This window comes from Nonomuraea mangrovi (assembly GCF_042681425.1).
GTDB classification, from domain to species: Bacteria; Actinomycetota; Actinomycetes; order Streptosporangiales; family Streptosporangiaceae; genus Nonomuraea; species Nonomuraea mangrovi.
The window spans coordinates 137,813-158,351 of sequence record NZ_JBHUFV010000098.1; the positions used below are offsets into that span (position 1 = coordinate 137,813).

The window sequence follows — 20,539 nt, forward strand, 5'->3', positions numbered from 1 at the left end:
ATGTCTTAACAAAGGTTTGACACGTCGGCGCGGGACTCGATAGAAACAACTGACTCCCACCGATCCAAGGAGCACGTTCATGCGCCTCGGCGTCATCGGTCTCGGCCTCATCGCCCAGGCCGTTCACTTGCAGAACCTGCAGGCGCTGCGCGAGAAGTACCAGGTGACGCATGTCTGCGACCTGTCGGCCACGCTGGCGGCGCAGATCGCGGCCGAGCACGGCGGGCCCGTGCGGCACTCCACCGACGCGGCCGACGTGCTGGCCGACCCCGAGGTCGACGCGGTCCTCCTCCTCACCCCCGGCACCCACGCCGACCTGACCCGCAGGGCACTGGAGGCGGGCAAGCACGTGCTCGCCGAGAAGCCGTTCGCGCACACCGTCGGCGAATGCACCGAGCTCGACGCGCTTGCCGCGGCCAAGGGCCTGGTGCTGCAGGTGGCGTACATGAAGATGTACGACCCGATCATGGACAGGGCCAGGGCGGAGCTGGCGAATCTCGGGGCGGTCCGCCTGGTGCGGGTGACCGTGCTGCACCCGGCCGACCGCCCGCAGTTCTCCCACCAGCGCTACCTGCGCTACACCGACGCCGTGGTGCCCGACGACGACTACGGGCGGCAGAAGGCCTTCGAGGCGGTCGGCGACCTGGGCGAGCCGTACGTGTCGATCTACGCCAACGTGTTGCAGGGCTCTGTCGTGCACGAGCTGTCGGTGCTGCGCGCCCTGTTCGGCGAGCAGCCGATCTCCATCGCGCACGCCCAGGCCGCGGGGCTCAAGCCGGGCGTGAAGCTGGAGGAGCCGCCGCAGCTGCAGGCGCTCGGAACGTTCGGCGAGGCCCAGTTGTCGCTGTCGTGGAACTGGCTGCCCGACTACCCGGACTACGGCGAGGAGATCGCCGTCTTCGGCTCCGCGGGCCGCCTCTACCTCAACATGCCGGGCCCCTACCTGCGCGACGCCCGCGCCTCGCTGGTGGTGGAGACCATCCAGGGCGGCGAGCGCGCCGGCACGCACCTGCGGTCCGACCATCGCACCGGTTTCCTGCACGAGCTGCTCGCCTTCCACGCCTCCGTCACCGAGGGCGCCCCCGTCCTGTCCACCGCCGCCGGCGCCGCCTACGACACCGCGGCACTCCAGCAGATCGCCAGGAGCCTCGTATGAACCGCATCGCGTCCGCGCCCTGCAGCTACGGCGTCCACAGCGGGCACGCCATCGGCATGAAGCCGGTCGAGCTCCTCGAGGCCATGGCCGCCGCCGGGTACACGGGCAGCGAGCTCGGCCCTCCGGGGTTCTTCGGCTCTCCCGACGAGACCGCCCGGGCGTTCGCCGACAACGGCCTGACGGTCGTCGGGGCCTACGTGCCGCTCAACCTGTCGCAGCCGGAGGAGGTGCCCGCCGACGACCTGGCCGCGATGCGGCACACGCTGGAGGAGCTGGCCGCCTCCGGCAACCCCGACGTGGTGGCGGTCCTGGCCGACGGAGGCGACGAGGCGCTGCGCGCCGACCCGTGGCGGACCGACGGGTGGGACACCGACGCCTGGCATCGCGCGGCCGACCGCGTCGCCGCGGCGTGCGAGGTCGTCAGGTCGTACGGCGTGCGCCCCGTCTTCCACCCCCACTACGTCACCTACGTCGAGCGAGCCGCCGAGATCGACACGCTCATGGAGCTGACCGACGTCGCGCTCTGCCTCGACAGCGGCCACTTCGAGCTGGGCGGCGCCTCGCCCGCCGCCTACGCGGAGAAGTACGCCGACCGGGTGCACCACGTCCACGTCAAGGACGTCCGCCACGCCGTCGTCGAGGCCGCCAGGGCCAGGGGCGACGTGCGGCTGGACGAGTGGTGGGGCGATGTCGCCTGCCCGCTCGGCCGCGGCGACGTCGCCCTCGAACCGTTCCTCGCCCAGCTCAGGGCCAACGGCTACCAGGGCTGGTACGTCATCGAGCAGGACAGCGCCCCCGTCACTCCCGAGACGTGGGCGGCGACCCTCGCCGACCAGCGGCACAACTTCACCTGGCTGGCCGAGCGCCGGTGACCCCGCCCCCTCGGAGGGCGGGCGGCCCGTGCCCGTCCTTCCAGGAACCGTCGCCAGACCACGAGGAGCGTTCATGAACCAGGACAGGCTCGCGGCGCTCGTCGAGACCAGGGTGCACCGCCCGGCCGCCATCGCCGAGGCCGCCGCCCGCCGCGTCCGCCCCGCCGGCCCGCTCGGCGAGCACGGCAAGCTCATGGTCATCGCCGCCGACCACCCCGCCCGCGGAGCGCTCGGCGCGGGCGACCGCCCGCTGGCCATGGCCGACCGGCTGGACCTGCTCGACAGGCTCTGCACCGCACTGGCAAGGCCGGGCGTCAACGGTGTGCTCGGCACCTCCGACATCCTCGAGGACCTCCTCCTGCTCGGCGCCCTCGACGGCAAGGTCGTCATCGGCTCCATGAACCGGGGCGGCCTCGCGGGCGCGGTGTTCGAGATGGACGACCGGTTCACCGGCTACGACGCGGCCACGATCGAGGCGATGAGGTTCGACGGCGGCAAGACGCTGACCAGGATCGACTACGCCGACCCGGCGAGCGTCGACACGCTGGAGGCCACCGCCAAGGCCGTCACCGACCTCGCCTCGCGCGACCTGCTGGCGATGGTCGAGCCCTTCATCTCGCGCAGGGTCGACGGCAAGGTGCGCAACGTGCTCACCACCGACGCGGTGGTCAAGGCCGCCGCGATCGCCGCGGGACTGGGTTCCACCTCGGCCTACACGTGGCTGAAGCTGCCCGTGGTCGAGGACATGGAGCGGGTGATGGCGGCCACCACGCTGCCGGTCGTCATCCTCGGCGGCGAGGTCCACTCCGACCAGGCCGCGGTGTTCGCCAGGTGGCGCAAGGCACTGGCGTGCCCGACCGCCCGCGGTCTCGCGGTGGGCAGGTCGCTGCTGTACCCGCCGGACGACGACGTGGTCTCCGCCGTCGACGCGGCGGTCGCCCTCCTCTGACGAACCGGCACGTGAGCGACCGCCAGGTGAGGGACCGGAACGTGAGCGACCGGCAGGCGAGCGACCGGCAGGCTGGGGCGGCCGCGCCGGCGGGTGACGGCCGGGCGGCGGGCGGTCCGGCGTTCAGGCGTCCAGGACGTGGAGGGCGGGGGAGCTGGGGCTGAGCAGGACGGCGCCGCCGGGGGCGCAGGCGACGGTGTCGGCCACCCGCGCGCCGAACAGCCCCGTCAGGTAGATGGCCGGTGCCACGCACAACGTCATCCCGTCCGACAGGGCATCGCCGTCGGACAGGGAGGGTGCCTCCTCGTGCCCCCAGCCGACGCCCCTTCCGCGGACGTCGGCGAACCCGCCGTAGCCGCTGTCCTCGATCACCTGGCGGGCACGGGCGGCTATCTGTTCGGCGGGGGCGCCCGGCCGTACCGAGTCGAGTGCGGCGGTTCGCGCGGCGAGCACCACCGACAGCATCGCCTCGAAGTCCTCGGGCGGCTCGGCCACGGCGAACGCCCTGGCCACCTCCGCGCACAGGCCGTCCCATCTGCCGCACACCGCGACCTGCAGCGCGTCGCCCGGGTTGATGATCCGGCCGGTGGGCCGGTGCTCCTTCGCCGCGGTGTGCTCGCCGGCGGACACCCGCACCGACACGACCTCCTCGCAGCCCGACTCGATCAGCAGCACCCGCAGCCTGCGCGCCATCTCCTGTTCGCTGGCCCCGAACCAGGCCAGCTCGCGCGCGGCCGCCATGACCGAGTCGGCCGTCGCGGCGGCCCGCCCCACGGCCTCGACCTCCTGCGCCGACTTCCTGAGCCGCAGGTCGCGCAGCACCGCCGAGGCAGGGATGAGCTCGGCGTCGATCCTCATGCCGAACAGCTCGGAGACCCGCATCTCGTCGTCCACGCCCACCCTGCGCGCCCCTCGCGGGATGTGCGGGACGGGGTCGCCTGTCTCGACCGGAGGACCGCCGCGCGTGACGACGAGGAAGCCCTCACCGGTGCCGCCCAGGAAGCGGAAGTCGGGGGAGGGGCGCAGCACGAGCGCGTCCACCCCCGCCTCGGCCATCGCCTGTCTGACGAGCTGCTCCCTCATCACTCGGGAGCGTGCAGCCAGCAGGCGGCGGGGCCGAAGTCGGGCTCCTTCACCCTGCACACGTCCATCACGTGCGGGCAGCGCGGGTGGAACCTGCAGCCGGGCGGCGGGTCCGCGGGATCGGGGACGTCGCCGGGCAGCTCGGCAGGCAGGACGCCGAGGCCGTCGGGCTGGGGGATGGCGCCCAGCAGCGCCCGGGTGTACGGGTGGCGCGGGTCGGCCCACACCTCCTCGGTGGGACCCACCTCGACGATCTTGCCCAGGTACATCACCGCGATCCTGTCGGCGATCAGCCGTACCACCGACAGGTCGTGGCTGATGAACAGCAGCCCCGCGCCCGAGTCGACCGCCAGGTCCCGCATCAGCCTGGCCACCTGCGCCTGGGCGGAGGCGTCCAGAGCGGAGATGGGCTCGTCGCCGATCAGCAGCCGCGGCCTGGCCGCGAGGGCCCTGGCGATCGCGATGCGCTGCCGCTGCCCGCCGGAGAACTCGTGCGGGTGCCTGCCGGCGAACTCGCGCGGGAGGCCGACGCGCTCCAGCAGGTCGGCCGGGGCCGAAGTGGTGTCTCCCCCCGTGCGCAGCCCGTCGGCGATCTGGTCGCCCACGCGGCGGCGCGGGTTCAGCGAGGCGTAGGGGTCCTGGAAGACCATCTGGATCTCGGTCAGCGCCCGTCTGCGCAGGCCGAGTGGGGTCACCTGGCGGCCGCCGAAGGTGATCTCACCCTCGGCGGCGGGATGCAGCCCGCAGACGGCGCGGGCCAGCGTCGACTTGCCGCAGCCCGACTCGCCCACCAGGCCGACGACCTCGCCGGGGGAGACGGTCAGGCTCGCGCCCGCCACCGCCCGCACCACGGGCCGTCCCGGCGAGCGGTGCTCCACCACCAGGTCGCGGATGTCCAGCGTCGTCATGCGCTCTTCCCGTCGGCTCGGCGATCTTCCTGGCTGCGCTCCGCGGCGCCGTCGGCGGGCTCGGCCGCGAAGGGGGCGGGCGCGTCGGGCAGCGAGTCGAGGAGCGAACGGGTGTAGGGGTGGGCGGGCGAGCGGAGAACCTCCGCGCGCGGGCCCGTCTCCACCACCAGCCCGTCCTTCATCACGCTCACCTGGTCGGCCACCGACGACATCACCCCGAGGTCGTGCGTGACCAGCAGGACGGCGAGCCCCAGATCGTCGCAGAGCCCGCGCAGCAGTCGCAGGATGCCCGCCTGCACGGTCACGTCGAGCGCGGTCGTCGGCTCGTCGGCGATCAGCACCTTGGGCTCGCAGGCCAGCGCGATGGCGATCGCGATGCGCTGCCGCATGCCGCCGGAGAACTGGTGCGGGTAGCGGCCGAACGCCTCGGAGGGGCCGGGGATGCGCACCTTGCCGAGCAGTTCGACGGCCTTCTCTCGCGCCTGCGCGCGGCCGAGCTTCAGGTGGTGGCGCATGTGCTCGGTCAGCTGCCTGCCGACCGTCAGCATCGGGTGCAGGCTCGTGGCAGGGTCCTGGAAGACCATGGCGACCTCGCCGCCGCGCACCTTGTTCAGCTCTTTCTGCGGCAGGCCGAGCAGGTCCCTGCCCTCCAGCGCGATCGTGCCCGTGGCGCGGGCGCCGTGCGGCAGCAGCCCGAGTACGGCCAGGCCCGTCATGGTCTTGCCGGAGCCGCTCTCGCCCGCGAGGCCGTGGACCTGGCCCTGCTGGAGCGACAGGTCGACGCCGCCGAGGACGTCCCTGCCGCCGATGGCGACCCTGAGATCGGTGATGTCCAGCATCAGAGGGCACGCTCCTTGATGGCGCGGGCCGTACGCGGGTCGAGAGCGTCGCGCAGCGTGTCGCCGAGGAAGTTGAAGGCCAGCACGACGGTCAGGATCGCCAGGCCGGGGAAGGTGGCCACCCACCAGCTGTCGAAGACCTCCACGCCGCCCGCGACCATCGCGCCCCACTCGGGGGAGGGCGGCTTGGCGCCCAGGCCGAGGAACGACAGCCCGGACAGCAGGAGCAGCGCGGTGCCGATGTCGAGGGTGGCCAGGACGAGCACAGGTCCCGTGACGTTGGGCAGCACGTCGACGCGCAGCGAGCGCCACACCGAGAAGCCGAGCAGCCTGCCGCTCAGCACGAACTCCCGCTCGCGCACCCCCAGCACCAGGCCCCGGGTGACGCGGGCGTAGGCGGGCCAGGCCACCACCAGGACGGCCAGTACCGCGTTCGCCAGGCTCGCGCCCAGGGCCGCGGCCACGACCATGGCCAGGATGACCGTGGGGAAGGCGAACACGAGGTCGGCCACCCGCATGATCGTCTCGTCCACCCATCGGCCGAAATATCCGGCGCAGGCGCCGAGCAGGCCGCCGACCAGGACCGAGAGGGCCACCAGCATCAGCGTCAGCGGGATCGAGACCCGCGCGCCGTACAGGACCCTGCTGAGGATGTCGCGGCCGAGCTGGTCGGTGCCGAACCAGTGGCCAGGGCCGGGAGCGGCGAGCCTGGGCAGGTCCTGCGCCAGGGGGTCGTGCGGGGCCAGCCACGGGGCGGCCAGCGCGATCACCAGCCAGGCGATCGCGACCGCCCCGCCGACGATGGCGAGGGGCTGCCGCCAGGCTTCGGGGAGTCGTCGTGTCACTGCAGTCTCACTCGGGGGTCGATGACGCCGTACAGCACGTCCACGATCAGATTGATCACCAGGTAGACGCCGCCGACGACGAGGCCCACGCCCATGACGGCGGGCAGGTCGAGAGTGGTGGCGCTCTTGTAGGCGTACTGCCCGACGCCGGGCCAGGCGAAGATCGCCTCGACCAGCACGGTCCCCGACAGCAGGCTGCCGAACGCCAGGCCGGCCACCGTGATGATCGGTACCAGCGCCGAGCGCAGCACGTACCTGAACAGGATGACCCTGCCGGGCAGGCCCTTGGCCCTGGCCGCGCGGACGTAGTCCTGGCCCAGCACCTCCAGAACCGCGCTCCTGGTGAAGCGGGTGAGCAGGCCGATCGTGTAGAGGGCGAGCACCAGCGCGGGAGTGAGGAGGTGGCCGACGGCGCTGGCGAAGACGTCCCACTGTCCCGCCAGGGCGGAGTCGACCGTCGCCAGGCCCGTGACGGGCGGCGGCGCGGTCAGCCCCGGGTCGATGCGCCCGCTGCCCGGAGTGAGCTGGAGGCGGTAGAAGAACACGTAGAAGGCCACCAGCGCCAGCCAGAACGTCGGCACCGAGATGCCGATCAGGCTCAGCACCCGCAGCGCGTGGTCCGTCAGCCGGTCCCTGCGCAGCGCCGCCACCACGCCGAACGCCACACCCAGGACCAGCGACACCAGGATCGCCGCGCCCGCGAGCTCCAGGGTGGCGGGCACGGTCTCGGCGAGGTCCTGGCTGACCGGGCGGTGGCTCTGCTGGCTGGTGCCGAGATCCCCCTGCAGCAGTCCCTGCAGGTGGATGAGGTACTGCTGGGGCAGCGGCTTGTCCAGCCCGTGCTCATGACGCCACTGGGCCACGATCGCAGGATCGCCGAGGGCGCGCTGGCCCAGGTTGGCGGCGGCGGGGTCACCCGGTACCAGGTTGGTCAGGACGAAGGTGACCAGCGTGATCCCCCAGGCCAGGAGGATCGCGATGAGCACCCTGCGCAGGAGGAAGCGCGCCAGCGGATGCCGGCGGACCCGCCCCCGGCCGCCGCGCGGGGCGGCGGCGGGAGCGGCTCCGGGGGCGTCCGCGCCGGAGACGGTCATCTCGGGGGCCTACTTGGCGGTGAGGTCGGCCACGTCGACCGTCCAGACCGGGTGGTACTCCAGGCCGCTCACCGACGCCGCGGTCACGATGTTCTGGCTCGGCTGGATGAGCGGGATGAAAGGCCCGCCCTCGTTCAGCTTCTGCTGAACCTCGGCGTAGGCGGCCTTGCGCGCCTCGTCGCCGATCGCCGTCGCCGCCTTGTCACCGGCGGCGGAGATGTCCTTGGCCGCGCCGTCCTTCCATCCGGCCCGCAGGCCGACGAGCTTGCCGGGCAGGAAGGCCAGGTAGTCGCTCGGGTCCGGGTAGTCCGGGCCCCAGTACCACAGGCCCAGCTCCTCCTTGCCGTTGCGGTAGTTGTCCAGCGCGGTCGTGACGGGCGCGGGCGCGAGGTCGACGGTGATCCCGACCTCCTTCAGGTTCGCCTGGATGCGCTCGGCCAGCGGCTGGAACGACAGGCCGTTGACGGTCAGCTCGCTCGGGTACTCGAGCTTCACCGTCGGGTTCGACACCCCGCTGGCCGCCAGCGCCGCCTTGGCGCCCTCGACGTCGCGCTTGGCCGCCTGGTCGGCGGGCAGCGCACCGAGCAGCTGCGAGGGGATGATGCCCGGCGCCTGCGTCGAGCCCTCACCGGCCAGCTCCAGCAGCCCCGCGTAGTCGACGCCCTTGCGCAGCGCCTCGACGAACTTGGCGTTCGGCGTGGCCTTACTGACCGCGGAGTCCTGGTTGGCCAGCAGGAAGATGACGTTCGCCGAGGCCGTCTTCTTCACCTGCAGCGTCGAGGGCATGCCGGTCACCTGGTCGCCCGACAGGTTGAGCGCCACCTGGCTGTCACCGCGCTGGATGTTCAGCTTCTGCGTGGCCGCCTCGACGTTGCGGATGACCACCCGGTCGTAGGAGGGCTTGGTCCCGTAGTACTTCGGGTTCGCCTTGAGCACGACCTGGCTGGTCAGGTTGAACGACTCGATCGTGTACGGACCCGACCCCGCCGAGGCCGAGTTGAGGTACTGCTCGGCCTTGTCGCCGCTGTCCGTGGTCGCCCCGTGCTCCTTGGCGACCTTGCTGTTGAGCACGCCGAGGGCGGGGTTGGGCAGGATGTACGGCAGGGCGGGGTTGGGCGACTTCGAGGTCAGCGTGATCGTCGAGTCGTCGGTCTTGGCCACCTCGACCCCGTCGAGCAGGAACGAGGGGGTGCCCTTCATGTCGCGCACCCTGGTCAGCGAGAAGACCACGTCGTCGGCCGTCACGGGCGAGCCGTCGGCGAACGTGGCGCCCTGCTTGAGCTTGAGCGTCAGCACCTTGCCGTCGTCGGAGAGCGTGTAGGACTCGGCCAGCGCGGGCACCGGCTTGGTCACGTCGGAGCCGTCGAAGGTCAGGAGCGTCTCGTAGACGGCCTTGCCGACGAACAGGCCGGTCGGCTCGTAGGTGCGCCCGGGGTCGGCGGTCTTCAGGTCGAAGGACGTGTCGATGACGAGGGTCTTGGCGCCGGACTGCGGGGCGGCCGACGACTTGACGCCGCCGGCGGAGCAGGCGGCGAGCGCGAGAGCACCGACGACCAGCAATGCTGCCGTCTGAGAGCGGGTCGCCATGGGGTGTCCTCCGAAGCTGGACGGTTGGTTGGGGTTGGTCGAGGATTGTGCGGCAGAATGTCCAGCTCATGTCAGGTGAGTGAGATAGATCTGAAGGGATTGGTCACACGATGAGTGAAATGTCTGGAAATAGCGGGAGGCTTGGGGATTCGACTGGACGGATCGGTATCGGGCTTGATCTCGACGCCACCCACATGAAGATCCTCGAGGTCCTGAGGGAGAACGGCAGGATCTCGGTCGCCGCGTTGGCCGAACGGGTGGGCATCTCGCGGGCGAACGCCTACACCCGCTTCGAGGCGCTGCGAGCCGACGGCGCCATCAAGCGCTTCACCGCCGAGATCGACCACCTGCGCGCGGGCCTCGGCATCACCGCGCTGGTCTTCGTGACCGTGCGGCAGCAGATGTGGAAGCAGTTCAGGGCCGAGCTGGCCCGGATGCCCGAAGTGGAGTACTGCGCGATCACCACCGGGCAGCACGACGCGATGATCCAGGTGCGGGTGTCCGACGTGGCGGAGGTGCACCGGTTGGTGACCGAGCGGATGGCGAACATCCCGGCGGTGAAGGCCACCGAGACGGTGTTCATCCTGGACGAGGTGCTCAGGCGGCCCTACGTGCTGCCCACCGACCGCGACGCGGGCAGGACCAGCAGGAGGGCCGCGCCCGAGCCCGCGGATGTGCCTCTCGGCAAGATGCGGTTCGTCGGCGCCGCCGAGGGCCGCGCCGCGCTCAGGAAGGACGGGTGACCCTGGCCGGCTGCTCGTTCATGATGAGGAGCCCGGCCGGTGAACGACTTCCACGGCTTGGGCGCCTGGGTAACGCTCGACGCAGGGACGAACACGCTGCGGTTCTTCAACAACGCTGCCTACGCTCCCGACCTGGACCGCGTCACGCTCGTCTGACGTCCCGGCCTGCCACGCCCTCTCGCCTCCTCCGGCCGCACGCCTCGAGGAGGCGGAGACTCCCTGCTCGCGGCCGGTCGGGCTAGTGGCCGAGGGCGGCGAGGGGGACGGCGTTGGCCATCGCCTCGTAGCCGGCGTCGCTCGGGTGCAGGTGGTCGCCGCTGTCGTAGGACGGCCACATCCGCAACGGGTCGGCCGGATCGGCCAGCGCGGCGTCGAAGTCGGCCACCGCGTCGAAGGCGCCGCTCCTGATGAAGGCGTTGACGCTCTGCCGTACCGACTCGAGGGTCTCGTTGTGGACCCGCCACCCCTTGAAGGGCGTGAGCGTCCCGCCGACGACCGTGAAGTCACGCGCGTGCGCCTGCTCGATGATCTGCCGGAGCGCCGCGACGATCGGCGCGGGGTCGGTCCGGTGGGGTGTCTGCTGGATGTCGTTGATGCCCAGGAGCACGATCACGGTCGTCGCCCCAGGCCGGGAGAGCACGTCGCGGTCGAGTCTGGCCAGCGCGTTGACGCCGGCGCTCACCGCGCTGCCGCCGAGCGGGCCGCCGCCGTCGAGCAGCAGCCGGTTGGCGCTGATGCCCGCGTTGAGCACCCCCATCCGCCTACCGGCGGGCTGGGCCATGATGCGGTCGGCGAGGAAGTCGGGCCAGCGCCGGTTGGCGTTGGGCGTGGAGTGGATGCCGTCGGTGATGGAGTCGCCGAGCGCGACCACGGCACCCCTGGCCGCCGGAGCCCGCACGTCCACGCCCGTGACGTAGTGCCACGCGGACGTCGCCAGCGAGAAGGCCGCACCCGACTCCTCCGCGGTGTGGTCGCCGTCGGTGGCGTAGAAGGAGGTCTGCTGGGCCGCGGGATGGTAGGTCACGGGCCCTGAAGGCGTGGGGACGAACGTCGTGACGAGCAGGTCGGCCTCGTCGGGCACCCGCATCTGCACCGGATCGCTGACCGCCTCCGCGCCCGCGGGAATCGTGATCGAGGGTTCACGGCCGAAGGTCAGCTCGCTGACCGTGCCGGAGACGGCGTCGGCGCTGGTCGAGCCGCGTCCCAGCGCCACCGTCGCGGCGCCGATGACGAGCGGTGATCTGCCGAAGGCGTTCGACAGGTGCACGCGCACCGCCGTCCCGCCGAGGCTGAGGTGGACGACGTTGCGGATGGAGTGGTTCGGATAGCCGTTGTCGGTGTTCGGGACGCCGGAGGCGGGCGAGGCGCCCCAACTGGCGACCCAGCCGGTCTGCGGGCCCGCGCTCGCGGCGGTGCCCGTTCCGAGGAGCAGGAGGGCGGCGGCGGTGAGGGCGGCTAAGCGGGAGGGCATGCGGCGGCTCCGTCAGGCCAGATGACTACTCCGAGGCGGGGGCATGGACGATCTGCCGTGATCGTAGATGCGCGTCCTGCTGGAGAGAAGGGGACGCGGGAAGGGCCGAGGCGCGTGCGTGGTTGGTCATGAACGTGAACGAAACTGACGTCGTGGTGATCGGGGCGGGGCAGGCGGGTCTGTCCAGCGCCTACTTCCTGAACCGCTTCGGCCTGGATCCCGTGGTGCTCGACGCCGCGGAGGGTCCGGGAGGGGCGTGGCGGCACAGGTCGCCCTCGCTGACCATGGACAAGGTCCACGGCATCTTCGACCTGCCCGGCGTCCACAGGGAGCCCTCCGCCGACGGCCTGGCGCCCGCCGCGCTGGTCGTCCCCGAGTACTACGGGGCCTACGAGCGGGAGGCCGGGCTGCGCATCGTCCGCCCCGTCCAGGTGAGAGCGGTGACGCGCGGCGACGGCAGGCTCGTGGTCGCCTCCGACGCGGGGGAGTGGGCGGCCAGAGCGGTCGTCAACGCCACCGGCACGTGGACGCGTCCCTACTGGCCCTACTATCCGGGGTCGTCGGGCTTCCTGGGAAGGCAGCTCCACTACGCGGCCTACAGGGGGCCTGCCGAGTTCGCCGGGCGCAGGGTGGTCGTGGTGGGCGGCGGCGCCTCGGCGATGCACGTGCTGTCCGAGCTGGGCGGCGTCGCGGCGGGCACCCTGTGGGTCACCCGCCGCCCGCCGGTCTGGCGCGACGACGACTTCGGTGAGGAGGCGCGCAGGGACGCGGTGGCCATGGTCGAGGAGCGGGTACGGCAGGGCCTGCCGCCGCAGAGCGTCGTCAGCGTCACAGGTCTCGGTTACACCCCCGTCGTGCTCGAGGCGCTGGAGAAGGGTACGCTGCACCGGCTGCCGATGTTCGCCCGGATCGAGCCGGGCGGCGTCGCGTGGGGCGACGGCCGGTTCGAGGCGGCCGACACGATCGTGTGGGCGACAGGCTTCCGCTCGGCGCTCGACCATCTGGCCCCGCTCCGCCTGCGCACACCCGGCGGAGGTATCCAGGTCGACGGCACCCAGGCGATGGCCGAGCCACGCCTGCAACTGGTCGGCTACGGGCCGTCGGCCAGCACGGTCGGCGCCAACCGCGCGGGCCGTACCGCCGCCGTGAACGTCCGCAGGCTGCTGGCCGCCACCAGGGCGGCAGCCTGACGGGCGGAGGCTCAGTGGTAGGCGTGCACCACCGCGTGGCCCTTGCCCTTGCCGATGAGCCACTTGTTGATCGGCGTGGTCACCAGGAAGGCCACCAGGAACGCCACGGCCAGCGCGCCCCAGAACAGTCCTGACGTCAGCCCCGCGTCCATCGCGCCGGGGATGATCAGCATGACGCCGTTGTCCACGATCTCCATCACCACGATCGAGACCGTGTCGGCCGCCAGCGCCACCTTCAGCGCCTGACCCCAGCTCAGCCCGGCCCGCCGGACGGGAATCATGGTGAGCAGGTAGCCGAACACGAAGGCGAGGGCGATCGCCAGGGCGATGGTGGGCGCGTTCGACCAGCCGAGCGCGGTGCCGATCACCATGCCCAGGACCTCGCCGATGGCGCATCCGGTGAGGCAGTGCAGCGTCGCCGTGGCGGCCATGCTCCACGAAACGCCGCCGCCGTGACCACCGTGATGACCGTGATCACTGTGCTGACCATGATCACCGTGATGCTCGTGGTGCCCATGCGTTTCCGACATGTCCAAACTCCTTCTTCAAGTTGCTCGCACCGGAACCTATACCCCCTATAGGTATATGGCAAGCTATGTCCCACAGAGTACTACAGGGAATAGTTCGACAGTGGATCTCGACATCGAGTGGGGTGTGAGGTTAACGTCCCGATATGCGGGTGCCTGGCTACACCGAGATCAGGGAGCTCGGCCACGGGGGCGCAGGACGCGTCGTGCTGGCCCTGCGTGACGCCGACCGCTTACCCGTCGCGATCAAACACCTGTCGGATCCCGGCCTGATCCAGCGCTTCAGAACCGAGGCCGCGCTGATCGCCGACCTGGACAGCCCGCACATCGCCCGCCTCATGGAGTACGTCGAAGGCGAGGACGGCGCCGCCATCGTCATGGAACTGGTCGACGGCGTGACCCTGCGGCACCTCCTCTCGCACGAGGGCGCCACCGGCCCCGAGGCTGCCTTGACCGTGCTGAAGGGCGCCCTGCTCGGCCTGGCCGAGGCGCACCGCGCGGGCGTCGTGCACCGCGACTTCAAACCGGAGAACGTGATCGTCACGGGGGAGGGCGACAGCCGCCTCGTCGACTTCGGCGTCGCCGCCCACGCGGGCGAACCGGGCCCGCCGGCGGGCACCCCGTCGTACATGGCGCCCGAGCAGTGGGACGACGCCCCCGCCAGCCCCTCCACCGACGTCTACGCCGCGACCGTGGTGTTCTACGAGTGCCTCACGGGACGCCGCCCCTTCGACGGCGCCACCATGGCCGCCCTCGCCTACCAGCACCAGCACCTGTCCCCGCCGCTGGAGGACGTCGACGACCCGGTCAGGGCCCTCGTCGAGCACGGCATGGCCAAGGACCCCGCCGCCCGGCCCGCCTCGGCCGAGGCGTTCATCGCCGAGTTGGAGACGGCCGCGGCCGCGGCGTACGGCGAGGACTGGCAGCAGCGGGGCAGGACCGGCCTGGCGGTGCTGACCCTGCCGTTCACCGCGCTCTTCCCGCTCGCCGGGCCCGCCGCCGAGACCTCGAGCACGCTGGCGCAGACCGCGCTCGCGCCCGTGGGCAAGCTGGCCGTGACCGCGGCTGTGACCGTGGCCACGATCGCCGCGGTGCTGGCCACCTTCGCGATCTGGCGCGACCCGCCGACCGAGCCGCTCTCCCGGCAGCCGGGTCCGGCCAGGACGGCCGCCCTGCCCGCCCTCCCCTCCGAGACGGCGGAGCCGACCTCGCCGGCGCCGACCTCTCTGGCGCCGACCAGGCCGGGCGAAGCGGAACGGCTGACCGAGCCGCGTCAGAACCCGGCGAACGCCTTCACCCGGCCGCCGCCCGTGGCCGACCAGCCGAGCCCTGAGCCCAGCGCCACGAGGACCACCCCCGCCCTGCCTCCCACCCGCACCCCGGAACCCGGACCGACCCGCGCCCGGGCGACGCCGCCCCCCGCCGACACCCCTGCCCCCGAACCCCCCGCCCCGGGAACCCCCGCGCCGGATCCGGGCGATCCGGACCCCGGTGATCCGGATCCCGGCGACCCGGGCCAGGAAGAGCCGGGGCCTGGCGATCCCGGCCCAGGTGCGCCGTCCGCGGGCCGGGGGCCGATCCTGTCCGCGGAGGTCTCGGTCTCCGTCAACGTCCCGCTCCTGAGCGGTGAGGGCGACGGCCTGGTCGGCGCGGACCTCGGCGTCAAGGTCGGCTCCAGCCTGCTGGGCGGCGCCGCCTTCCCCGGCGCGCTGCTCCCGGGCGTGCTGCTTCTCGGCCGCCGGCTGGTCGTGGCCCGCCGCCTCCGGACGCGCGGCGGCGCCCCTTCGGGCAGGAGGCAGGGACCCTAGCTCCGTCCCCGAATGTCGCACTTTTCAATCAATCCTCTACTATCGTCCATCGGACAGAACGGCGCTCTCCTGGCGCCGGCCCCTCGGACGAAGGAGAAGCGTGGCGGTTGCGGCCCCCGGCGACCGGCGGCGCGCCCCGCTCCGCATCCTGCTCGCGGCGGGCCTGGCGGTGACCATGCCCATGACCGTGCCCGCCGCGGAGGTCCTGGCCAAGCCCAAGCCGAGCGCCAAGCAGCTCAAGAAGGAGCTTTCCGAGCTGCAGAAGAACTCCGACAAGCTCATCGCCGAGTACTACAGCAGTCGCCGTGAGCTGCAGAAGGTCGAGAAGGCGGAGAAGTCGGCCCGCGAGCGTCTGAAGGTCGCCCAGGCCGACTACGACAGGGAGTCGGCCCAGCTCCGCCTCATGGCCACCGAGCAGTACATGTCGGGCGGGCTCGGCGTCGTCCCCGCGCTGCTGGGCGAGGTCGACCTGGCCGGCATGGCCACGCTGCGGGCGATCGGCGAGGAGCAGGGCGCGCGCCTCGAAGGGTTCACCCGGGTGCGCGACCAGCATCGCAAGGCCAAGACCGACGCGCAGGCGCGGGCCGACGAGCTGGGCGAGCGCATCAAGGAGCTCGAGGCCCAGAAGAAGGACGCCGAGAAGGTCATCGAGAAGATCAAGGACAGGATCGACCTGCTCTACCCGACGCCGGGCGTGCGCAGGCCCGACGGGTCGTGGGTGCCGCAACTCCCCTCCGGCCCCGACAACATCACGCCCAGGATGCGCCTGGTCAAGAAGCTCATCGCGGAGCGGTTCGCCGTGCCGTACGGGATCGGGTGTTACCGGGCGATCCAGGACGGCGGCGAGCATCCGCTCGGCCGGGCCTGCGACTTCATGCTGAGCCGGGGCGGCGCGATGCCCTCGGCCGCGGAGGTGCAGAGGGGCAACGAGATCGCCGCCTGGGCGATCAAGAACTCCCAGCGGCTGGGCATCATGTATGTGATCTACCGGCAGCGGATCTGGCACGCCAGGACCGGTTCGTGGCGGATGATGTCCAACCGGGGCGGCACCACGGCCAATCACTATGACCATCCGCATATTTCGGTGTATTGATACCGTTTGTGGTGTGATCGACATCGAAAAGGCGCGCGCCGATACACCCGGCTGCGCGAAAGTGGTCCATCTCAACAACGCCGGCGCGGCACTGCCCCCTCGTGTCGTCATCGACACCGTCAGGGACCACTTCGACCTCGAATCCACCATCGGCGGCTACGAGGCGAAGGACCGCGCGGCCGAGCGGCTCGAAGGCTTCTACGACTCCGTCGCCGCCCTGCTCGGCGCGCGCCGCGACGAGATCGCCTACATCGAGAACGCCACGCGCGCCTGGGACATGGCCTTCTACGGCGTCCCCTTCCAGCCCGGCGACAGGATCCTGACCACCACGAGCGAGTACGTCAGCAACGGCATCGCCTTCCTGCAGGTCGCCCGCTCGCGCGGCGTGCACGTCGAGGTGATCCCCGACGACGCCGACGGCACCATCGACCTCCGCGTCCTGGAGGCGGAGCTGGCCAAGGGCGGGGTCCGGCTGGTCGCCATCAACCACGTGCCCACCCACAACGGCCTGGTCAGCCCCGCCGCCGAGGTCGGCAGGCTGTGCAGGGCCGCGGGCGTGCTCTACCTCCTCGACGCCTGCCAGTCCGTCGGCCAGATCGCCCTCGACGTCGACGAGCTCGGCTGCGACATGCTCTCCGCCACCGGCCGCAAGTTCCTGCGCGGCCCGCGCGGCACCGGCTTCCTCTACGTACGGCGCGGCGTGCTGGACGAGATCGAACCGCCCTTCCTCGACCTGCACTCGGCCAGCTGGACGACGCCCTCCACCTACGAGATCCGCGACAGCGCCGTCAGGTTCGAGACGTGGGAGCGCTACTTCGCGGGCCAGCTCGGCCTCGGTGCCGCCGTCGACTACGCGCTGTCGATCGGCGTCGACGCCATCGAGGCCAGGGTGTCCGAGCTGGCCGCCGGCCTGCGCTCGGCTCTGGAGGCGAAGCCGGGCGTGACCGTCCACGACCGCGGCGCCAAGCGCTCGGGCATCGTCACGTTCACCATGGCCGGCCAGAACAGCCGCGAGCTGATGCTGCGCCTGCGGGAGCAGGGCATCAACGTCAGCGCCACCGAGCCCGACCAGCGCTTCGACACCGTCTCACCCGAGTCGGCCGTGCGCGCCTCGGTGCACTACTACAACACGGAGGACGAGGTCGCCCGCCTGCTCGAGGCCCTGTGACGCCTAACGGACCCTGCCCCGGGGCTTGAGCCGCGCGGTGGGGAGGGCGGGGGCGCGCAGCGGGTCGCCGTCGAAGTCGGCGACCTCGCCGAAGAGCGCGCCCTCCGTCCACTCCTTGCGGAAGGCCTCGATCTCCTCGTGCGTACGGCCGACGAAGTTCCACCACATCACGATCTCCTCCTCGAACGGCACGCCGCCGATCAGCAGGAGCCGGCCACGGCCCGACACCCGCAGGGACGACCGGCCGAGACCGAGGTAGAGCAGCGGGCCGACAGGCAGCTCCTCGCCGTCGACGCTCGGCGAGCCGTTCAACGTCAGCGCGGCGTGCTCGAACTCCGGCCGGATCGGCAGCTCCGCCTCGCCGTCGAGCGACACCTCAACCCCCACCAGCGGCGTGTAGGCCGTCGCCGGCGAGGTCGCGCCGCCGAACGAGCCGATGACGACCGTGGACTCGTGGCCGGGACCGCGCACCACAGGAAGGTCGCCGTGGTGCTCGAAGTGCGGCGCCACCTGGCGCGACCCCTCCGGCAGCGCCACCCACAGCTGCACGCCGTGCAGCTCCGTCTCCGGCGACTCCTCCGCGTGGGAGATGCCGCGTCCCGCCGTCATGAGGTTGAGCTCGCCGGGGCGCACCTGCTGGATGCTGCCGACGCTGTCGCGGTGGAGCACCTCGCCCGCCACGAGCCAGGTGACGGTCTGCAGACCCGTGTGCGGGTGCGGCGGGACGCTCATCCGCGCCGTCTCCGGACCGTAGTGGTCGACGAAGCACCACGCGCCCACCATCCGCCGCCCGACCGCCGGCAGCGTGCGCGTCACCGTCATGGCGCGGGGCCCGCCCAGCGCGACCTCGTGCCCCTTCACCAGCTCGCGAACGGGCTCACCCGCCGCGCACACCGTCTCCTGCGGGTTCGGCTCCACGTTGCTCACGTCTACGACTGTACGGCCTGCCACCAGGCGTCGACCGCCGGGGCGGAGGCGGTGTCGACGAGCTCGCCCGGGCGCGGCACCACGATCTTCACATCGCGGGCCTTGGCCTCCCGCCACAGCCTGTCGACCGGCTCCGACCACGGGTGCAGGGCCAGGGTGAACGTCGCCCAGTGCACCGGCAGCAGCAGCGAGCCGCCCAGATTGACGTGGGCGTTCACCGCCTCCTCCGGGTTCATGTGGATGTCGGGCCACGAAGGGCTGTAGGCGCCGATCGGCATCAGCGTCAGGTCGAACGGGCCGTGGTCGGCGCCGATCTTCGCGTACCCCTCGAAGAAGCCGGAGTCGCCCGCGTAGAAGACCTTCCTGCGGCTCCCCGCGACGACCCACGAGCCCCACAGCGTGTCGTTGCGCGTCAGCGAGCGGCCCGAGAAGTGGCGGGCGGCCGTGGAAACGAACCGCAGGCCCGCGACGTTCGCCTCCTCCTCCCAGTCCAGTTCGATGATCCGGTACAGCGGCACGCCCCAGCGCTCCAGGTGCGCGCCGATGCCCAGCGGCACCAGGAAGGGCGCCTTGGAGATGCGGGTGAGCCTGCGCACCGTCGACAGGTCGAGGTGGTCGTAGTGGTCGTGCGAGATGACGATGGCGTCGAGCTTCGGCACCTCCTCGATGGCCACGGGAACCGGGTGGTGCCGCAGCGGGCCCACGAACGGCGTGGGGGAGACCCGGCCGCTCCACACCGGGTCGAACAGCACCCGCCTGCCCTCGATCTCCACGAGGGTGGAGGCGTGGCCGTACCAGACGACGTTCAACCCGGTGGGCGACAGGTCACCGGCCGCGGGCGTGCGCAACGGGATCGGGCCGGCGGGCCTGCGCGACTCGCGGTCCTTCATCAGCTCGCGCAGCAGCGCGGGGGAGGGCGCGCCCACCCGGGTCTGCTCGGGCATGGGGTTGACGAAGACGCCGTCCCTGAACTGCGGCGAACGGCGGATCCTGCTCGCCCTGTCCTCGCCCGAGGTCAACGGGCGCACACCCAGCTCCGCGGGCACGTCACGCAACGCCCACCCCGCCGCCGCCAGCGCCACCCCACCAGCGATCAGTCGCCGTACCGTGCGCATCGCCGCCATCGCTCACACTCCCCAAGTCGATCCCTCCGGACAACCGCGCCCGGAGGCTCACATGTTCCCGCCTAGCACGATATATCGCGATATGTTCACCCGCGCGCCGCAACCTGAGACAACCCTCAGCCACCGCCCTCGGCCGTCCCCCCTCAACCCCGACCCGCCCCATCCCCGGCTCTGGTCACCACCCGCCCCACCCGGCGGCCGGAGGCTCGCCCCACCCTCACCAGGAGCCTGCTCCATCGCCTCGACCCGGCCCGATCGACCCCGCCCCTCGACACGGAGAGGCGTGGGGTGGTCGGGGCCGTGTTCCCGTGGCAGGTGTCAGACGGTCTTGATGGCACCGCCGTCGATGACGAAGTCGGCGCCGTTGACGCTGGACGCGAGCGGCGAGGCGAGGTAGGTCACCAGCGCGGCCACCTCGGCGGGCTCGATCAGGCGGCCCGTGGTCATCCCCGCCGCCCCCGGCAGCCCGGCCAGCAGCTGCTCCAGCGTCACGTCCATCGAGGCCGCCAGCGCCGCGCCGTACCCCTCGGGGTCCTCCCAGAGAGAGGTGCGCACCGGGCCGGGGGAGACGGTGTTGACCCGCACGCCCTGCGGCCCGAACTCCTCGGCGATGGCCTTGCCGAACGCGGTGAGCGCCGCCTTCGCGGTGGTGTAGGTGACGGGCCCCGCGTGGGGCATGCGGGCGCCGTTGGAGGAGATGTTCACGATCGTCCCACCCCGCCGGAGCAGGCTGGGCATGGCGGCACGGGTGGTGCGGACCGCGGCCAGGAAGTTCAGTGAGTGGGCGGCCAGCCAGTCGGCGTCGTCGAAGCCGAGGAATCCGGCGACCCGCCCTCCGGTGTCGCCGCCGCCGACGTTGTTGACGAGCACGTCGATCTCGCCCAGCTCGTCCGTCGCGCGGGCGATGAGCTCGGCGGGTCCTTCGGCGGTCGACAGGTCGACGGCGATCGGCGTGGCGCCCGTCTCCCGCAGCGCGGGCGGCACGGTCCGCGCCGCGGCGACGACGCGCACGCCCTCCCGGGTGAGCGCGGAGACGGTCGCGAGCCCGATGCCCCTGCTCGCGCCGGTGACGACGGCGGTCTTGCCCTTGAGTTCCATGTCCATGACGTGCCCTTCAGATCTGCGTCAGAAGCGATGCCATCAACATAGAACTTG

Annotated in this window: 19 protein-coding genes; 8 read left to right on the top strand and 11 right to left on the bottom strand. The window is 71.9% G+C overall.

Going from position 1 to position 20,539, the window contains the following annotated elements; genetic code table 11:
• The first annotated feature begins 79 nt into the window (after window positions 1-79).
• The 3 genes from ACFSKW_RS51670 (at window position 80) to ACFSKW_RS51680 (ending at window position 2,977) form a co-directional block, all read left to right on the top strand.
• The gene (locus tag ACFSKW_RS51670; RefSeq protein WP_379582700.1) at window positions 80-1,156 is read left to right on the top strand and encodes a Gfo/Idh/MocA family protein; all 1,077 of its coding nucleotides are present in this window, start codon (window positions 80-82) and stop codon (window positions 1,154-1,156) included.
• Window positions 1,153-2,028: a sugar phosphate isomerase/epimerase family protein gene (locus ACFSKW_RS51675; RefSeq protein ID WP_379582702.1), complete on the top strand. Its 876-nt coding sequence runs from the start codon at window positions 1,153-1,155 to the stop codon at window positions 2,026-2,028. The genes ACFSKW_RS51670 and ACFSKW_RS51675 overlap by 4 nt, the downstream gene beginning before the upstream one ends.
• A 73-nt stretch (window positions 2,029-2,101) precedes the next feature.
• Complete coding sequence (locus ACFSKW_RS51680; protein ID WP_379582704.1) at window positions 2,102-2,977, top strand: Cgl0159 family (beta/alpha)8-fold protein; 876 nt, start codon at window positions 2,102-2,104, stop codon at window positions 2,975-2,977.
• Between the two features lie 123 nt (window positions 2,978-3,100).
• On the opposite strand, the gene ACFSKW_RS51685 is transcribed toward ACFSKW_RS51680, so the two are convergent.
• The 6 genes from ACFSKW_RS51685 to ACFSKW_RS51710 are packed head-to-tail and all read right to left on the bottom strand — an operon-like array spanning window position 3,101 to window position 9,333.
• The gene (locus tag ACFSKW_RS51685) at window positions 3,101-4,060 is read right to left on the bottom strand and encodes a M24 family metallopeptidase (protein ID WP_379582706.1); all 960 of its coding nucleotides are present in this window, start codon (window positions 4,058-4,060) and stop codon (window positions 3,101-3,103) included.
• Window positions 4,060-4,968 carry an ABC transporter ATP-binding protein gene (locus ACFSKW_RS51690; RefSeq protein WP_379582708.1) on the bottom strand — a complete coding sequence of 303 codons (909 nt, stop codon included), beginning with the start codon at window positions 4,966-4,968 and terminating at the stop codon, window positions 4,060-4,062. The genes ACFSKW_RS51685 and ACFSKW_RS51690 overlap by 1 nt, the downstream gene beginning before the upstream one ends.
• The gene (locus ACFSKW_RS51695; RefSeq protein WP_379582711.1) at window positions 4,965-5,807 is read right to left on the bottom strand and encodes an ABC transporter ATP-binding protein; all 843 of its coding nucleotides are present in this window, start codon (window positions 5,805-5,807) and stop codon (window positions 4,965-4,967) included. The genes ACFSKW_RS51690 and ACFSKW_RS51695 overlap by 4 nt, the downstream gene beginning before the upstream one ends.
• The gene (locus ACFSKW_RS51700) at window positions 5,807-6,652 is read right to left on the bottom strand and encodes an ABC transporter permease (protein WP_379582713.1); all 846 of its coding nucleotides are present in this window, start codon (window positions 6,650-6,652) and stop codon (window positions 5,807-5,809) included. Before ACFSKW_RS51700 ends, ACFSKW_RS51695 begins: the two co-directional genes overlap by 1 nt.
• On the bottom strand, window positions 6,649-7,746 hold the full coding sequence (locus tag ACFSKW_RS51705) for an ABC transporter permease (RefSeq protein WP_379582715.1): 1,098 nt from the start codon (window positions 7,744-7,746) through the stop codon (window positions 6,649-6,651). Before ACFSKW_RS51705 ends, ACFSKW_RS51700 begins: the two co-directional genes overlap by 4 nt.
• 9 nt (window positions 7,747-7,755) lie before the next feature.
• The gene (locus tag ACFSKW_RS51710) at window positions 7,756-9,333 is read right to left on the bottom strand and encodes an ABC transporter substrate-binding protein (protein ID WP_379582717.1); all 1,578 of its coding nucleotides are present in this window, start codon (window positions 9,331-9,333) and stop codon (window positions 7,756-7,758) included.
• A gap of 119 nt (window positions 9,334-9,452) precedes the next feature.
• On the opposite strand from ACFSKW_RS51710, the gene ACFSKW_RS51715 reads away from it, so the two are divergent.
• On the top strand, window positions 9,453-10,076 hold the full coding sequence (locus ACFSKW_RS51715) for an Lrp/AsnC family transcriptional regulator (RefSeq protein WP_379582719.1): 624 nt from the start codon (window positions 9,453-9,455) through the stop codon (window positions 10,074-10,076).
• Window positions 10,077-10,314: 238 nt separating this feature from the next.
• On the opposite strand, the gene ACFSKW_RS51720 is transcribed toward ACFSKW_RS51715, so the two are convergent.
• Entirely contained in the window at window positions 10,315-11,547 is a 1,233-nt protein-coding gene (locus ACFSKW_RS51720) for an SGNH/GDSL hydrolase family protein (protein WP_379582721.1), read from the bottom strand.
• Window positions 11,548-11,675: 128 nt separating this feature from the next.
• On the opposite strand from ACFSKW_RS51720, the gene ACFSKW_RS51725 reads away from it, so the two are divergent.
• A complete protein-coding gene (locus ACFSKW_RS51725) occupies window positions 11,676-12,737 on the top strand; it encodes an FAD-dependent oxidoreductase (protein WP_379582723.1) in 1,062 nt (353 codons plus the stop codon).
• A gap of 11 nt (window positions 12,738-12,748) precedes the next feature.
• On the opposite strand, the gene ACFSKW_RS51730 is transcribed toward ACFSKW_RS51725, so the two are convergent.
• The gene (locus ACFSKW_RS51730; RefSeq protein ID WP_379582725.1) at window positions 12,749-13,267 is read right to left on the bottom strand and encodes a DUF4396 domain-containing protein; all 519 of its coding nucleotides are present in this window, start codon (window positions 13,265-13,267) and stop codon (window positions 12,749-12,751) included.
• Window positions 13,268-13,410: 143 nt separating this feature from the next.
• On the opposite strand from ACFSKW_RS51730, the gene ACFSKW_RS51735 reads away from it, so the two are divergent.
• The 3 genes from ACFSKW_RS51735 to ACFSKW_RS51745 all read left to right on the top strand — a co-directional run bounded on the left by ACFSKW_RS51735 (window position 13,411) and on the right by ACFSKW_RS51745 (window position 17,333).
• Window positions 13,411-15,072, top strand: coding sequence for a protein kinase domain-containing protein (locus ACFSKW_RS51735; protein ID WP_379582727.1), 1,662 nt, complete (start codon window positions 13,411-13,413; stop codon window positions 15,070-15,072).
• 100 nt (window positions 15,073-15,172) lie between these two features.
• Window positions 15,173-16,165 (top strand): coiled-coil domain-containing protein, encoded by a 993-nt coding sequence (locus ACFSKW_RS51740; protein WP_379582729.1) that lies wholly within the window; start codon window positions 15,173-15,175, stop codon window positions 16,163-16,165.
• A 13-nt stretch (window positions 16,166-16,178) separates the two neighbouring features.
• Window positions 16,179-17,333 (top strand): aminotransferase class V-fold PLP-dependent enzyme, encoded by a 1,155-nt coding sequence (locus ACFSKW_RS51745; protein WP_379582731.1) that lies wholly within the window; start codon window positions 16,179-16,181, stop codon window positions 17,331-17,333.
• Window positions 17,334-17,336: 3 nt separating this feature from the next.
• Here ACFSKW_RS51745 and ACFSKW_RS51750 read toward each other — a convergent pair whose 3' ends face one another.
• From ACFSKW_RS51750 to ACFSKW_RS51760, 3 genes are all read right to left on the bottom strand, one after another.
• Window positions 17,337-18,260: a pirin family protein gene (locus ACFSKW_RS51750; protein ID WP_379582733.1), complete on the bottom strand. Its 924-nt coding sequence runs from the start codon at window positions 18,258-18,260 to the stop codon at window positions 17,337-17,339.
• Between the two features lie 2 nt (window positions 18,261-18,262).
• Window positions 18,263-19,384, bottom strand: a complete 1,122-nt coding sequence (locus ACFSKW_RS51755) for an MBL fold metallo-hydrolase (RefSeq protein WP_379582735.1) — start codon at window positions 19,382-19,384, stop codon at window positions 18,263-18,265.
• A gap of 318 nt (window positions 19,385-19,702) precedes the next feature.
• On the bottom strand, window positions 19,703-20,488 hold the full coding sequence (locus tag ACFSKW_RS51760; RefSeq protein ID WP_379582737.1) for an SDR family oxidoreductase: 786 nt from the start codon (window positions 20,486-20,488) through the stop codon (window positions 19,703-19,705).
• Window positions 20,489-20,539 lie beyond the last annotated feature (51 nt).

What these genes read in the sequence shown, in the direction of transcription:
- ACFSKW_RS51670 (WP_379582700.1), top strand. Translation starts at nt 80, where the DNA reads ATGCGCCTCGGCGTCATCGGTCTCGGCCTCATCGCCCAGGCCGTTCAC.
- ACFSKW_RS51675 (WP_379582702.1), top strand. Translation starts at nt 1,153, where the DNA reads ATGAACCGCATCGCGTCCGCGCCCTGCAGCTACGGCGTCCACAGCGGG.
- ACFSKW_RS51680 (WP_379582704.1), top strand. Translation starts at nt 2,102, where the DNA reads ATGAACCAGGACAGGCTCGCGGCGCTCGTCGAGACCAGGGTGCACCGC.
- ACFSKW_RS51685 (WP_379582706.1), bottom strand. Translation starts at nt 4,060, where the DNA reads ATGAGGGAGCAGCTCGTCAGACAGGCGATGGCCGAGGCGGGGGTGGAC.
- ACFSKW_RS51690 (WP_379582708.1), bottom strand. Translation starts at nt 4,968, where the DNA reads ATGACGACGCTGGACATCCGCGACCTGGTGGTGGAGCACCGCTCGCCG.
- ACFSKW_RS51695 (WP_379582711.1), bottom strand. Translation starts at nt 5,807, where the DNA reads ATGCTGGACATCACCGATCTCAGGGTCGCCATCGGCGGCAGGGACGTC.
- ACFSKW_RS51705 (WP_379582715.1), bottom strand. Translation starts at nt 7,746, where the DNA reads ATGACCGTCTCCGGCGCGGACGCCCCCGGAGCCGCTCCCGCCGCCGCC.
- ACFSKW_RS51710 (WP_379582717.1), bottom strand. Translation starts at nt 9,333, where the DNA reads ATGGCGACCCGCTCTCAGACGGCAGCATTGCTGGTCGTCGGTGCTCTC.
- ACFSKW_RS51715 (WP_379582719.1), top strand. Translation starts at nt 9,453, where the DNA reads ATGTCTGGAAATAGCGGGAGGCTTGGGGATTCGACTGGACGGATCGGT.
- ACFSKW_RS51720 (WP_379582721.1), bottom strand. Translation starts at nt 11,547, where the DNA reads ATGCCCTCCCGCTTAGCCGCCCTCACCGCCGCCGCCCTCCTGCTCCTC.
- ACFSKW_RS51725 (WP_379582723.1), top strand. Translation starts at nt 11,676, where the DNA reads ATGAACGTGAACGAAACTGACGTCGTGGTGATCGGGGCGGGGCAGGCG.
- ACFSKW_RS51730 (WP_379582725.1), bottom strand. Translation starts at nt 13,267, where the DNA reads ATGTCGGAAACGCATGGGCACCACGAGCATCACGGTGATCATGGTCAG.
- ACFSKW_RS51735 (WP_379582727.1), top strand. Translation starts at nt 13,411, where the DNA reads ATGCGGGTGCCTGGCTACACCGAGATCAGGGAGCTCGGCCACGGGGGC.
- ACFSKW_RS51755 (WP_379582735.1), bottom strand. Translation starts at nt 19,384, where the DNA reads ATGGCGGCGATGCGCACGGTACGGCGACTGATCGCTGGTGGGGTGGCG.
- ACFSKW_RS51760 (WP_379582737.1), bottom strand. Translation starts at nt 20,488, where the DNA reads ATGGACATGGAACTCAAGGGCAAGACCGCCGTCGTCACCGGCGCGAGC.